Origin of the sequence: Priestia sp. YIM B13551 (genome assembly GCF_042787905.1) — a bacterium.
GTDB lineage: Bacteria > Bacillota > Bacilli > Bacillales > Bacillaceae_H > Priestia.
On the sequence record NZ_JBHZOX010000001.1, the window covers coordinates 777845 to 791822 of the forward strand.

General features: G+C 39.6%; 12 protein-coding genes. 5 read left to right on the forward strand and 7 right to left on the reverse strand.

Annotated features, from left to right (window positions below):
• Positions 1-119: 119 nt before the first annotated feature.
• Positions 120-386 carry a hypothetical protein gene (locus ACFX4N_RS04030; RefSeq protein ID WP_029321458.1) on the forward strand — a complete coding sequence of 89 codons (267 nt, stop codon included), beginning with the start codon at positions 120-122 and terminating at the stop codon, positions 384-386.
• 2 nt (positions 387-388) lie between these two features.
• On the opposite strand, the gene ACFX4N_RS04035 is transcribed toward ACFX4N_RS04030, so the two are convergent.
• The 3 genes from ACFX4N_RS04035 to ACFX4N_RS04045 all read right to left on the reverse strand — a co-directional run bounded on the left by ACFX4N_RS04035 (position 389) and on the right by ACFX4N_RS04045 (position 3602).
• The gene (locus ACFX4N_RS04035; protein ID WP_192100465.1) at positions 389-988 is read right to left on the reverse strand and encodes a DUF3298 and DUF4163 domain-containing protein; all 600 of its coding nucleotides are present in this window, start codon (positions 986-988) and stop codon (positions 389-391) included.
• Between the two features lie 110 nt (positions 989-1098).
• Positions 1099-1953, reverse strand: coding sequence for a bifunctional methylenetetrahydrofolate dehydrogenase/methenyltetrahydrofolate cyclohydrolase FolD (gene folD / locus ACFX4N_RS04040; RefSeq protein WP_013056807.1), 855 nt, complete (start codon positions 1951-1953; stop codon positions 1099-1101).
• 248 nt (positions 1954-2201) lie between these two features.
• On the reverse strand, positions 2202-3602 hold the full coding sequence (locus ACFX4N_RS04045) for an alpha/beta hydrolase (protein WP_192100466.1): 1401 nt from the start codon (positions 3600-3602) through the stop codon (positions 2202-2204).
• 201 nt (positions 3603-3803) lie between these two features.
• On the opposite strand from ACFX4N_RS04045, the gene ACFX4N_RS04050 reads away from it, so the two are divergent.
• Both ACFX4N_RS04050 and ACFX4N_RS04055 read left to right on the forward strand, forming a co-directional pair.
• Complete coding sequence (locus tag ACFX4N_RS04050; protein ID WP_192100467.1) at positions 3804-4274, forward strand: staygreen family protein; 471 nt, start codon at positions 3804-3806, stop codon at positions 4272-4274.
• Positions 4275-4326: 52 nt separating this feature from the next.
• On the forward strand, positions 4327-4806 hold the full coding sequence (locus tag ACFX4N_RS04055) for a hypothetical protein (protein ID WP_041816545.1): 480 nt from the start codon (positions 4327-4329) through the stop codon (positions 4804-4806).
• Between the two features lie 33 nt (positions 4807-4839).
• On the opposite strand, the gene gltD is transcribed toward ACFX4N_RS04055, so the two are convergent.
• Together gltD and gltB are read right to left on the reverse strand one after the other, a co-directional pair.
• Positions 4840-6321 (reverse strand): glutamate synthase small subunit, encoded by a 1482-nt coding sequence (gene gltD, locus ACFX4N_RS04060; protein ID WP_057273080.1) that lies wholly within the window; start codon positions 6319-6321, stop codon positions 4840-4842.
• A gap of 16 nt (positions 6322-6337) precedes the next feature.
• A complete protein-coding gene (gltB, locus tag ACFX4N_RS04065; RefSeq protein ID WP_192100468.1) occupies positions 6338-10891 on the reverse strand; it encodes a glutamate synthase large subunit in 4554 nt (1517 codons plus the stop codon).
• A gap of 134 nt (positions 10892-11025) precedes the next feature.
• Between gltB and gltC the strand changes: the two genes are divergently transcribed.
• A complete protein-coding gene (gene gltC / locus ACFX4N_RS04070; RefSeq protein ID WP_013056801.1) occupies positions 11026-11928 on the forward strand; it encodes a glutamate biosynthesis transcriptional regulator GltC in 903 nt (300 codons plus the stop codon).
• A gap of 160 nt (positions 11929-12088) precedes the next feature.
• Positions 12089-13159, forward strand: a complete 1071-nt coding sequence (locus tag ACFX4N_RS04075; RefSeq protein ID WP_057273078.1) for a DUF3900 domain-containing protein — start codon at positions 12089-12091, stop codon at positions 13157-13159.
• A gap of 71 nt (positions 13160-13230) precedes the next feature.
• On the opposite strand, the gene ACFX4N_RS04080 is transcribed toward ACFX4N_RS04075, so the two are convergent.
• Together ACFX4N_RS04080 and ACFX4N_RS04085 are read right to left on the reverse strand one after the other, a co-directional pair.
• Positions 13231-13410, reverse strand: coding sequence for an H-type small acid-soluble spore protein (locus ACFX4N_RS04080; RefSeq protein WP_013056799.1), 180 nt, complete (start codon positions 13408-13410; stop codon positions 13231-13233).
• A 77-nt stretch (positions 13411-13487) separates the two neighbouring features.
• The gene (locus ACFX4N_RS04085) at positions 13488-13847 is read right to left on the reverse strand and encodes a hypothetical protein (RefSeq protein ID WP_377260876.1); all 360 of its coding nucleotides are present in this window, start codon (positions 13845-13847) and stop codon (positions 13488-13490) included.
• Positions 13848-13978: the final 131 nt, after the last annotated feature.

Here is a 13978-nt window from a genome sequence, read left to right on the forward strand (position 1 = left end):
ACATGCAAGAAACTGCTTCCTTGATTGTTTTGCGCTTTGTCTTTTTGACACATTTATTTTTTCTGATTCACTATTTGTATAGTATGCTAGTACATATCATAGAAAAAAGGATGATGGTGATGGAGGAATATTCTTTTCGTTTTCATATTACAGATTCTTACCCTTTGCACAATGAAAACGATAAAATAGAAGCTGTTGTACGCACCAAAATCAAGCATGCGGACCGAGGATGCTTGTATGAGGGTTATCTTCGTGTTCATATCACTAAAGTCGGGGTATTTCCAGTAGCAAAAGATATTGCTGAAGCAATTAGCGTTCGTTCGCTTCGTCAGCAGTTAGCGGCCGAATTAAAAAGATACGTACGACCGCACCGCAATTTTTTATAACTTTATCCAAACATTTGTCCAAGTGGACTTTCATCTTCAATAATATCTTGAATAGTATAGATAGAAATGGGAAAGTGAGGAATTCCATATACGTAAGGAGCCAGGTCATACAGCTGATAAAAGAGCACAAGTGATTTATCGGCGATATAAAAATCTTGATCTGGTTTAATTCCTTTATATTCTCCAAGAACCATAATATCGCGCTCTTTTATTTGCTCTCCTACTATTTTAGAAAGAATTCTCACGTAATTACTGTCTTTTTTAAATAGATCTTTGAGTTGATACGTTTTTCCAGTCAGCACATTAAACGTTAACGGAACGACCACGGTCAATCCGTGCGCTCCCCCGGAATAAGCAAAATTGACAAGTGTTAAGCTGAGCACATTTCGCTCGTTTGTTTTCAACTCATAGTAACCCGTTTCTTCTGTATCCGGATTTTCTCCATATCCCTGCTGACGAATTAATTCATTCGTGCGCTGCAAAATTTTACTGTTCATGCTGTGCTGAACAGCTTGATTAGTCAAATGTACAACTGGATAATAAACGTTTAACTTTTTCTTCACCATTTGTTGAGAATATACGGTTGCAGGTAACGTAACCATCGCTTCCTCCTCTTTGTATACAGGTTGTTACATTCTATTCTTTTAGCATTCATTCCATTACTGAAGCAAAAAAATCCCGTGCATATACGCACAGGATTTTTAACTTCTTATTATTTTACGTTGTTAATTGTTTTAGCAGCGTCTACCGTATTTTTTAATAACATTGTGATGGTCATCGGACCAACTCCGCCTGGTACTGGTGTAATATAACCTGCAACTTCTAAAGCCGCTTCGTAATCAACATCACCAACGAGTTTACCATTTTCCATTGTGTTACCTACATCAATTACAATGGCACCCGGCTTAATATCATCTGCTTTGATAAGTCTAGGTTGTCCTACAGCTGACACAAGAATATCAGCTTGTTTTGTTAAAGCAGATAAATCTTTTGTGCGAGAGTGAGCAATTGTTACCGTTGCACTTTCTTGAAGTAACAGCATGGATACTGGTTTACCAACAATATTGCTTCGTCCAATTACTACCGCATGTTTACCTGAAATTTCTTCACCTGAACGTTTAATTAACTCAACGATACCATGTGGTGTACATGGTAAATAGCACTCATCGCCAATAACCATATTCCCTACGCTTACTGGGTGGAAGCCATCTACATCTTTTTTAGGAGATACAGCATTTAATACTGCCTTTTCATCAATATGTTTTGGTAATGGAAGTTGAATAAGAATACCATGAACAGATGGATTTCCATTCAAGTGATGGATTTCGTTTAAAAGCTCTTCTTCAGTAATCGTTACGTCACGTTTGATAATTTCAGATGCAACACCGATTTCTTCACAAGCCTTTGCTTTCGCTCTTACATATGATTGCGAAGCAGGATTTTCTCCTACTAAAATCACGGTTAAACCAGGAACGATACCTTTTGTTTTTAATTGAGCTACCTCTTCTTTTAATGCGGCGCGCAGTTCTTGCGCTACTTCTTTTCCTTTAATTACTTTCGCTGTCATGATGTTTTTTGCTCCTTTCAACTGTAGCCATTTAATAAATGTACGAATTATAGTTATTAATCTAACACAAAAGTTCGGTTTTGTTCAATGTTTTTATTATTTTTATTTTAAATAGATAAAAATAAATAACAAATAACGTATATTCCATTCTTATCGTACTATAATATTTTGTATTCACCAAAGCTGTTTTTATTCAAACGTTGCTTTTCCAAATTAAAAACCGCACCTTCGGCACGGTTTTCGGCGATTTATTTTTCTGTTGATATGCTTTTCTTTGTAGTCAACGGCAGCACGTCTTCCTCTGTTTTTAGATCCTTTACATGCATTTCCTTGAGAGGCGCACTTATTTTCTTATTTTTCGGAGGTTCTTCAAAATTCTCCACCCAATCACATAGCAATTCAAATCCTTGATACACATAAGGCAGGAGAGGCTGAAGCTTTCGATCTGGGTCAATTTGATGATTCCATACTAAGCTATCAATGTGGTTTCCATTTTCAACTACATAGTGACGATGAAGGTGCTGCTTACCAGAATCTTTTACCAGTTGTTCATAAGGATAAGCATGAATATCCGGAAAAATAAGAGCATCTAACGACCCTGTAATGCTTATCAACGGAACGGAAATATCACCTGTATTTTCAATTTCACGAACTCTTCGCTTTACATCTTGGGGTCTTTCTTGATAATCATACTTTTCAAAAATAGAATCTAACGAACGATCTCTAACTCCATTTTCAAAAAGCGTCAAGTATTTTTGCCATGGAATGCTTCCAGGTGCTTGACTGTCAAACTCATCTCTATATATATTAAGCGTTAAAAACCAATAATACTGGTCATGATATGGCCATAAAAACTCAGATCCTTTTGGCAACCCTGCCTGATACAAACGGTGCAAAGCTTCTTTTTGCGATTCACCTACCGTGTACAGTGCTTCTTCGGCATGATTTACAACAGGTGTTAAGGAAGTAATTAAGTTATCGTGATCAGCTCGCCACATAACCCCTTCCCATTCAACACCCCCATTAAAAAGCTGAGGCTCTCCATTTTTTCCATCGTTTTCTAAAGCATAACGAACAACATAACCCCCGTTAGAAATACCTAACGCATACGTTTTTATATCAAAATATTCTGTCACTTCTTTTTGAAGTTTGTGACGATAATTTTCAAACAAAAATCTCTGAGCTATTTTTGTCACTTCTCGGTATTGAATATGCCATTTTCTAATGGAGTCTTCTTCTTTGACTAGAGCGTTCTTTGCTTTAGCAAATGGATCATCTCGCACTTCTTCTCCCTGAGTTCCTTTATCAGAAGCAGCAAACGCAAACCCTTTTGCCAACACATAGTCGCTGAACAGTAAATCCGTTGATTTCTCATCCCTGGTAGCTGGAACTCCTGACATAACTAACTTTCCATCCCAGTCATCAGGAATTCGAATGAGAAACTTACCACCATCAACTTCACCTTCTACTTGAACACCCGTTATTTCTTCAGGCTGATACATGTAATACCATCCATTTTTTTCTTCTTTTGTTCCCCAATAGATAGGAGCCAGCCCGATGTTCCCATAGGCAGTCGCTGCTTGAAATTGAAGAGGGTTTTTAGTCGTTAGCCAGTTTCCATACCTACCGTCAAACGTTGTGATATTCAAGTGATAACCTCCATTCATATTTGCTTTTGAAGACACTCTTGGGGACTGTACACGCATAATTTTAGTTAAATATTACCATCCATTTCTCAAAAAGTACATTAAAACGCCTTTCTTACAGAAAGAAAGTAGACATTTATCACAACTGAGCCCATAGCGCCGTATAATATTGAAATTTATTCAAAAAAAGGAGTGTCAATGACTATGAGTTCGTTTAATTCTTCAAAACTTTCTACGACTCTTATTCCCTCTGCTACTTCCTCCTATCCGGTTTCCGGAAGAAAATATACTCTTACTCATTCTGATACAACCGGTCAGCTTTTTTTAAGCATCGGATGCTCATATAACAACAAGGAGATAGATAAAAATATGCGTGATGAAGTACTGGCTGCTCTTCACGTAACAGATCGACAGGCAGTTATTCAAGGCGAAGTTTTTGTTAGCGGAGGCGAGTTCAGCCGCGAGCAAGCACAGCTTCGTTATCAGATTTTCCGTCGTGAACTCCCCCTTGCTTTAGAAGCAATGTTTTACGGAGACCAAGCGTTTTTTCAACATTATCCAGACTTGCTAAATACACCGATTTACATTTATTTTGTATCGACTTATCAAGAATTTAGAGGGTGGTCCTATTATCAAACTCCTAAATTTTATTTAAAACAAACATGCAGCAGCTAGCACGCTAGTGCATAAACTAATGGGAAATGAACGAGGAAGGTGTGAATGTTTCATGTACAGTCAATGGGTTTACCCCTATATGCCGCGCTATTACCATCCAGTGGTTCCTACTACGAATGAAAATTATTTAGAACCTTATAGATACAATGAAGACTTATTTTCTTATATCCTGCATGAGGAAGAGGAAGTTAGATCTACACGCAATGTAGACAGAGTGATGAAAATTTTAAAACGCCAGTATCAGTCTATCTACAGAGATGCTCAACGAGGCGGGATGGATAGCAAACTAACAGAATACTTATTTCGTTCCATTGTAAGATTTGTTGATGATAACTATAACAATTACAGCGGATCTATTAACGAACGCGTCGAAAAAGCCGCGCGACAGCTGAAAAAACGTGACCCCTGGATATTTGAACTTTTTAACTTATACAGCGTTTCCCCTGCTTCACAAGTTCGAATTACCAACACGATTTTAACCGTTTCATTTGAAAATTTACGTAGAGGAAATGAAGTACCAAATCCTAGATAAACAAAAAACCGCCACAATTGTGACGGTTTTTTGTTATGGTAATACAGTTGCTCCCATTAGATGGCTATCAACTTGTTTAGCTACTTCACGACCTTCATGAATAGCCCATACGATTAAACTTTGCCCACGACGAGCGTCACCAGCAGCAAAAACACCTTCAACATTTGTTTTGTAATTTCCATACGCTGCATCTACGCGACGATTTTTCGTTTCAACACCAAACGCTGATAGAACCGGATGCTCTGGACCTTCAAACCCAATCGCAATAAAGACAAGCTGAGCTGGCCATACTTTTTCTGTTCCTGGAATTTCGGTAAAGATGTACTGTCCATTTTCACCTTTTACTTTTTCCATTTGAACTGTATGAAGTTCCTTTAGATTGCCTTGCTCATCTGCCACGATTTTTTTCGTTTGAATTGAATATTCACGTGGATCGTCCCCAAATTTTGCCTGTGCTTCTTCATAAGCATATTCAAGATTAAATACATGTGGATATTCAGGCCACATATTATCTGCCGTACGCTCAGCAGGAAGCTGAGGATGTTTACCAAACTGAACAACGCTGCGGCATTTTTGACGAAGAGCAGTAGCTACACAGTCAGCTCCCGTGTCTCCGCCTCCAATAACAATAACGTCTTTTCCTTCAGCATCAATAAATTGACCATCTTTAAAGTTAGAGTCTAAAAGGCTTTTTGTTGAAGTTGTTAAGTAGTCCATTGCAAAGTGAACTCCTTTTGCTTCACGACCTTCTAATACTAGATCTCTTTGCTTCTGAGCTCCTGTACACAAAATTACAGCATCATATTGTTCTTTTAACTCTTCAGCAGTAATGTCTTTTCCAACTTCCGTATTCGTTATAAAATCAATACCTTCTTGCGTCAATAAGCGAACACGTCTTTCCACTACTTCTTTATCTAGCTTCATATTTGGGATTCCATATGTTAATAAACCGCCAGCACGATCTGCTCTTTCATATACCGTTACTGAATGACCCGCTTGGTTCAGCTGATCTGCGCTTGCTAAGCCTGCTGGCCCAGAGCCAATAACAGCAATTTTTTTGCCTGTTCTCTTCTCCGGAATACGCGGAGTAATCCACCCATTCTCAAAGCCTTTATCAATAATAGCGCGTTCGATATTCTTAATCGAAACCGCTGGATCTGAAATAGCAAGCGTACAGGAACCTTCACACGGAGCAGGACAAACTCGTCCTGTAAACTCCGGGAAGTTGTTCGTTTTCATTAAACGCTCTAAAGCTTCTTTCCAGCGTCCTTTATAAACTAAATCATTCCACTCTGGAATTAAGTTATAGATTGGACATCCAGAAGTAAAAGCATTAATATCCATTCCCATGTGGCAAAAAGGTGTGCCACAATCCATACATCGTGCCCCTTGACGGCTTAGCGCTTCATCAGATAAAGGAGCAGCATACTCTTTCCAATCACCTAAACGTTTTAACGGGTCACGTTCCTTCCCTTTTTCACGTTTGATTTCCATAAATCCTGTTGGTTTTCCCATCGTACTCTCCCCTTTCTTACTGAGCTACCGCTTCTTGTTGTTTTGCCGATGCTTTCTTTTCTTGTTTTGCATTTTCCTCAAACGCACTCATAGCTGCTTCTTCTTCCGTTAGTCCAGCTGCTTTTTGCTCTTCAATTCGATTCATCATGCGTTTATAATCATTCGGAATCACTTTTACAAATTTTGAAAGTGATTGTTCCCAATTTTCCAAGACAAATGCTGCTTTATGACTGTTCGTATATTTCAGATGATTTGAAACCATCTCTTTTACTTCTTCTGCTTCTTCGCCTTTTAAGCCCTCAAACCCAATCATGTCTTTATTACAAAGGTTTTTGAAAGCTTCTTGATCATCAGCAAATACGTAAGCAATACCGCCTGACATTCCTGCACCAAAGTTTTTACCTACATCGCCTAATACGACAACACGTCCGCCAGTCATATATTCACAGCCATGATCGCCAATTCCTTCAACCACTACGTTCACACCGCTGTTACGAACTGCAAAACGTTCCCCTGCTAGCCCGCTAACATAGGCTTCACCGCTTGTTGCACCGTAAAATGCAACGTTCCCGACGATAACATTCTCACCTGACACAGCTGTTGTTTCCTTAGGTGGAGCAACAATGATTTTACCTCCTGATAAACCTTTTCCGATATAATCATTTGCATCTCCAGTTAGATACATAGACATTCCTTTTGGAACAAACGCACCAAAACTTTGTCCTGCAGAGCCAGTGAATCGAAGAGTAATCGTATCTTCTGGCAAACCTTTCTCACCGTAACGTTTTGTAACTTCACTTCCCACAATTGTTCCAGCTACACGGTTAATATTAGAAATTGGAAGTTCTAACTCGACTTGATACTTATGCTCGATTGCTTGCTGTACCGCAGGCAAAATCTTTTGCATATCAAGAGATTCGTCAATTTTATGATTTTGAGGTGTTTTAAAGGTACGTACACCTTCAGCTTGATATAAAAGAGTTGTTAAGTCTAAGTGCTGAGCCTTCCAGTGATTTTTTGCACGTTCGCTAACGCTTAATACGTCTGTACGTCCAACCATTTCATCCACTGTTTTAAATCCAAGTTCAGCCATAATTTCGCGCACTTCTTGTGCAACAAATTTCATATAGTTAACGATGTGGTCCGCTTCTCCCAGGAACTTTTTACGAAGCTCTGGATTTTGCGTTGCCACTCCAACTGGGCATGTATCTAAGTGACACGCACGCATCATGATACAGCCTAAAACAATTAAAGGCGCCGTAGCAAAACCAAACTCTTCTGCTCCTAGAAGTGCTGCCATGACTACATCTTTACCCGTCATTAATTTCCCGTCTGTTTCAAGCACTACTTTTTCACGAAGACCGTTTAACATAAGCGTTTGATGAGCTTCTGATAAGCCAAGTTCCCACGGTAGTCCAGTATGTTTAATACTTGTTTTTGGAGATGCTCCCGTACCTCCGTCGTAACCGCTAATGACAATAACATCCGCTACTCCTTTTGCTACTCCGGCAGCAATCGTTCCTACACCTGCTTTTGAAACGAGCTTGACGCTGATTCGTGCATCACGGTTTATATTTTTCAAGTCATGAATAAGCTGCGCTAAATCTTCAATCGAATAAATATCGTGGTGTGGAGGAGGTGAAATTAAGCCTACTCCTGGCGTTGATCCACGCACATCTGCCACCCATGGATATACTTTGTTTCCTGGAAGCTGACCGCCTTCTCCAGGTTTTGCACCTTGTGCCATTTTAATTTGAAGCTCATCCGCATTCACAAGGTAGTGACTTTTCACCCCAAAACGCCCAGAAGCGATTTGTTTAATCGCACTGCGGCGATTATCTCCATTCTCATCCAGAGTGTAGCGGCTAGGATGCTCGCCACCTTCTCCACTGTTGCTGCGTGCCCCTAAACGGTTCATCGCAATCGCTAATGTTTCATGAGCTTCTTGACTTAAAGATCCAAACGACATAGCACCTGATTTAAAACGTTTTACAATCGAATCAACTGATTCTACTTCATCAATGGAGATAGATGAACGCGATCCATTAAACGAGAACAGATTGCGCAAGAAACCGATGCGTTCTTCATTAGCCGATTCAGAGAATTTTTTAAATAAGCTGTAATCTCCCTTACGGCAAGCCCACTGCAGCGTGTGAATTGTTTTTGGATTAAACGCATGATGCTCGCCCGTGTGTCTCCACTGGAAGTCACTTCCTGATTCTAACGTTTGCTCAATTGTTTCAACATAAGCATTGTCATGACGCGTTTTTGCTTCTTTTGCAATAACATCTAAACCGATACCGCCAAGCTGCGAGGCAGTACCTGTAAAATATTGCTCGATAACCTCTGCACTGATTCCAACTGCTTCAAAAATTTGTGCGCCCCGATAACTTTGCACCGTTGAAATACCCATTTTAGACATTACTTTTACGACACCTTCAGTAACGGCTTTTACATATTTCTCAACAGCATAATCATACGATACGTTCAACGTACCTGCGTTAATTTCATTTTGATATGTTGCAAAAGTAAGATATGGATTAATTGCGTCTGCGCCGTAACCAATCAGCGCTGCAAAATGATGCACTTCACGCGCTTCTCCCGTTTCCACTACAATGCTCGCCTTTGTACGGTTTCCTTTTCGCACTAGGTGCTGGTGCAGCCCGCTGACCGCTAATAAAGCTGGAATAGCTACGGATTGAGCTCCCGCTTCACGGTCTGTCAGAACAAGAATGCTAGCACCTGCGTTAATTGCCGCTTCAGCTTCAGCAAATACGCGATCAAGATCTGCTTTTAAATCATTTGTAAATACAGCAGATATAACGGCACTTTTGAAATCTGGATGAATGGCAGACTTCAGCTGATCAGTTTGATCGTTTGTTAAAACCGGCGTCTCAAGCTGAATTCGATGAATGTTTTCTTTGGTTGGATGCAGTAAATTCCCTTCTGCACCAAGCAATGTCATTGTCGATGTAACCAACTGTTCACGAATAGCATCAATCGGTGGATTCGTTACTTGAGCAAATAGCTGCTTAAAGTAATTGAACAGCGATTGAGGACGATCAGACAACACGGCTAATGGAGTATCGTTCCCCATTGAACCAAGCGGATCTTTTCCTTCTGTAATAACTGGAACTAAATATTTATGAATATCTTCATACGTGTAGCCAAATGACTTCTGGCGAATGACCAAATCATCGAAGTATTCAGATTTTTCTTCTTGCACTTCTGGCAACATTACCAGCTGTTCATCTAACCACTCTTGATAAGGCTCAGCCTGTGCCATTTCAGATTTAATTTCTTCGTCTGAAATAATTCGGCCCTCCTCTAAATCGATTAGAAGCATTTTACCTGGGCTTAAACGATCTTTATATAATACATTTTCATCTTCAACATCAATGACGCCTACTTCTGATGAAAGTATGATGTAATCATCTTTTGTAACATAATAGCGAGCTGGACGTAAACCGTTACGGTCTAGAATAGCACCGATTTGCTTTCCATCCGTAAACGAAATAGCAGTCGGACCATCCCATGGCTCCATTAATGCGCTATGATACTCATAGAAAGCACGTTTTTCTTTTGACATGTGCGGATTCTCAGACCAAGGCTCTGGAATAAGCATCATCGCTGCATGCGCTGGCTTGCGGCCGGCCAATACAAAGAACTCTAGCGCATTATCTAACATGGATGAGTCGCTTCCTTCAGCATCTAAAATTGGAAGAACCTTCGGCAAATCCTTACCGAATGCGTCCGAAACAAACTGCTGTTCACGTGCTCTCATCCAGTTTTGATTACCGCGAAGCGTATTGATTTCACCGTTATGAATTAAATAACGGTTTGGATGTGCTCTTTCCCAGCTTGGGAACGTGTTTGTGCTAAAGCGAGAATGCACTAAAGCAAACGCTGAAGTAAAGTCTTCATCTTGTAGGTCAAGATAAAAAGCATCAACTTGCTCAGGCGTTAATAACCCTTTGTACACAATTGTTCTACTTGAAAGACTCGTAAAATAAAAACGGTTTTGACGCGCCTGCGCCCAATTTTCCGCTTGCTTACGAATAACATATAGCTTGCGTTCAAACGCTAAGTCATCTTGAATACTGTCATTTGCCCCAATAAATACTTGTCGTACGTACGGACAGCTTTCTTTTGCGACTTTTCCGATTTTTCCGACATTTACAGGTACAGTTCTCCAACCTAGTAACGTTTGTCCCTCTTCTTCAATTAATTTATTAATATAAGCTTCGATTTCTCGACGCTCGTCTTCATTATTTGAGAAAAAGATCATTCCAACTCCATAACGACCTTTTTCTGGCAAGTTCAATTCAGCGCATGTCTTTTTAAAGAACGCGTGTGGAATTTGTACCATTAATCCAGCTCCATCTCCTGTTAGCGGATCGCTTCCCTGTCCGCCTCGATGGTCAAGCTGGCAAAGCATATTTAGTCCTTTTTTAACGATATCATGTGACGCTACGCCTTTCAATTGAGCGTATAGTCCGATTCCACATGCATCGTGCTCAAATTCAGGACGGTAGAGACCTTGAGCTTTTGGCATTTGATTGTATGTCATCTTCTTCTCCCCCGTTCGTTTTCTTTATCTTTTTAAGATCACCTGTTTACATTGTAAGTTTTCAAATCAATATAAACAATATATAATTTAGATAAAACTAATCTAATTTTGATATATATAGATGGAGGATGCCTATGGAACTGCGTCAATTACGCTATTTTATGGAAGTTGCAAAAAGAGAACACGTATCTGAGGCGGCAGAATATCTGCATGTAGCTCAATCAGCGATCAGCCGTCAAATCGCGAACCTGGAGTCTGAGCTAGGTGTTAGTTTATTCAAACGCGAAGGAAGAAATGTCAAGTTAACAGCAATAGGAAAAGTCTTTCTTGAGCATACGGAGACGGCTATGAAAGCTATTGACTATGCGAAAGAACAAATTGATGAATACCTGGATCCTGAAAGAGGAACGATTAAAATCGGATTTCCAACAAGCCTTGCCAGTCACCTTCTTCCTACTATTATATCAGCCTTTAAAGAAGAACACCCAAATGTTGCTTTTCATCTTAGACAAGGTTCGTATAAATTTTTAATTGAATCGGTTAAAAAAAGAGATATTAATATCGCTTTTTTAGGCCCTGTACCTGTAGAGGACCAGAGTATAGAAGGGCATATTTTATTCACTGAAAATCTTTTAGCCCTTGTTCCTTCTCATCATCCGCTCGCTGAACGGGATAACATTCGGCTGCGGGATTTAAGAAATGAAGATTTTGTGCTCTTTCCAAAAGGATTCATTTTACATAAAATGGCCTTTGACGCTTGCAAACAAGCAGGATTCATGCCCAATATTTCATCTGAAGGAGAAGATTTAGATGCGATTAAAGGTCTTGTATCCGCAGGAATCGGCGTCACGCTTCTTCCTGAAAGCACAGTGTCTGAAACGACTCCTCGTTTTACGACTAAACTTCCTATTCATACGCCGCAGCTTCAGCGTACAGTCGGGATGATTATTCCTCGAAATCGTGATTTAGCACCTTCTGATAAAATTTTTTATAAGTTTGTCAAAACCTTTTTTGAACGGTTGGAGCAGTATAAATAAGAGAGGCCCCCTGCCTCTCTTATTCTTTGCTTTATACACTATTCCTCAGCAGATCAATTGTATAAATAGATCTTCTTCCCCTAAAGCTAACAGGCATTGACGCTTACCGGACTCTTTCTTATACTGAAGTAACTGACTAAAAAGAAACAAGGTGACTGCTATGGATTTTAAAATTAATTTTTTATCATTTTACGTAATACAAGTAGAAGGAAAAGAAGAACAGGCCTCTAAACAATATAAGCATTTTCAAACGCTTGATACGGAAGAATATGAAGAAAGTTCCATTAAAGATTTTTTAGACGGTGAATTTAAAAAAATTGTAAAGCGTAAAGTAGAACGACACCCCAAAGCAGAACAAGTGCCTACAAAGCTCGGGTATTTTATAGTTGAACCAGGACACGCTCTCGACTCAAACCCTAATTATAATTTATTTCACCGCACTCGTTTTGCCACAACCAAAGAAGAATTTGAAGAAAATAGCGAACAGTTTATCAATGCATACCTTGATACTGCAGCCGTTCGAGGAGGAGCATTTTTAGTTGTATCCGCTGTTCCAAGAAAATATTTTGATCATGCTTTTGTGTTTATTTTAAAATGTGATTTCGAACCAAAAGTGGCTTCAATTTCAGATGAATCAACCCTTATTCGTCACGTAGAAATGGCAATTACTACTAAAAACATGAAATCTATTCAATACCCCTACATGCCTGAAGAAGGAATGGTCGAAGAAAGTGAACTTGTCATCCACCAAGCATCTCACGCCCGTTATTTTGAAGACTTCTTAAAATTCATTGACTACAACGAGCCGATGCCTGAGATTATGAAAACACAAGTGATGGATATGGTGCGTGAACAGGTCAGCGAAACGTTTGAAGCAGAAAGCGTAGAACTTGAACAGTTTGAATCGGACATGGAACTGTGGGCAACAAGTGAAAAGCGTGAGCTTCAAGAACGTTTGGATACGCATCAAGTTATGGAAGCTGCTGCTCATATCGTCGAGCATACGCCTGATGCCGAGCTAAAAATGAAGCTTGGCGAAACAGAGATTAAAGGGCTGTTAGCTGATTTCGGGGAAAATATTCACTTAGCGAAAGTGAACGGACGCTACGTGGCTTTAATTGAAGCGGAATCGATTCTGTTTGAAAAAGGCGCTTCCCCGATTGAGTTTCATAAACCAGGTGATTTGCATGGAATTATTGAAAAGATCAGCAGTAAGAAATGGGAAGAATAAATAAAAGCCAGAGAGTAAAACATAGCTCTCTGGCTTTTATTTAACTGAAAAACCAGCTCTATTTATCCACCTTAATTCTCTACTAATTGGCTCACGGAAACATTTTGTTCATTTTCTGGCTGACCTAGCGGATAAATTCTTACCGTATCATTTTCTTCGCTTACATGTTGAATATAAACGGCCGTATCGTTATACGTAACGTTAGCCATAACGGGTGAATCAGCAATTTGTTTTGCTCGCTGCTTGTCCACGTTTCTTCCCCCCTCTATGCTGATATACATATAAGGTTTGCTCAAAGAATAGATGCTATTCGCCCCCTAGAGCAGTTCTACCGTTTTTTAGCGGTGCGGTAACCAAGGTAAAAAATGAAAGAAGTATAGGTAATGAATGCAGCTCCAGCCAGCAAGAGCATTTTGTGATGATGCCAAAGGGCCGCATATGTTTTGATGAAGATTCCCTTTGTAAGTAAAATATATTGATACACAATAAAAGCAACCACTACAGCAAGAAACAGCACTCGAAACAAACGAATGAGATCAATGTTAGATAAAATGGAAGCAACTTTTACCCAGGGCGATGTAGGAGGCTGCGCTTTTTTAGCGCTTCGGCTCTTCGACTTTTGTTTCTTTGCAGGCGGAGCTTTTGATTCTTCTATTTTAGGTGCTGGTTTTTGTTTTCCTTGAGCCATTAGTCACTTTCCCTCTTTCTTAAATAAAGTGTCTAAAAAAGAAGCTTTTCTATTTTGCATATTCAAGAAAGGAGCGGCTATCTCCTTTTGACTTTTAAAAATACTTTCCTTTTTTAAATACAGAATGTCTT

What these genes read in the sequence shown, in the direction of transcription:
- ACFX4N_RS04075 (WP_057273078.1), top strand. Translation starts at nt 12,089, where the DNA reads ATGGATTTTAAAATTAATTTTTTATCATTTTACGTAATACAAGTAGAA.
- ACFX4N_RS04050 (WP_192100467.1), top strand. Translation starts at nt 3,804, where the DNA reads ATGAGTTCGTTTAATTCTTCAAAACTTTCTACGACTCTTATTCCCTCT.
- folD (WP_013056807.1), bottom strand. Translation starts at nt 1,953, where the DNA reads ATGACAGCGAAAGTAATTAAAGGAAAAGAAGTAGCGCAAGAACTGCGC.
- gltC (WP_013056801.1), top strand. Translation starts at nt 11,026, where the DNA reads ATGGAACTGCGTCAATTACGCTATTTTATGGAAGTTGCAAAAAGAGAA.
- gltD (WP_057273080.1), bottom strand. Translation starts at nt 6,321, where the DNA reads ATGGGAAAACCAACAGGATTTATGGAAATCAAACGTGAAAAAGGGAAG.
- gltB (WP_192100468.1), bottom strand. Translation starts at nt 10,891, where the DNA reads ATGACATACAATCAAATGCCAAAAGCTCAAGGTCTCTACCGTCCTGAA.
- ACFX4N_RS04055 (WP_041816545.1), top strand. Translation starts at nt 4,327, where the DNA reads ATGTACAGTCAATGGGTTTACCCCTATATGCCGCGCTATTACCATCCA.
- ACFX4N_RS04035 (WP_192100465.1), bottom strand. Translation starts at nt 988, where the DNA reads ATGGTTACGTTACCTGCAACCGTATATTCTCAACAAATGGTGAAGAAA.
- ACFX4N_RS04030 (WP_029321458.1), top strand. Translation starts at nt 120, where the DNA reads ATGGAGGAATATTCTTTTCGTTTTCATATTACAGATTCTTACCCTTTG.
- ACFX4N_RS04085 (WP_377260876.1), bottom strand. Translation starts at nt 13,847, where the DNA reads ATGGCTCAAGGAAAACAAAAACCAGCACCTAAAATAGAAGAATCAAAA.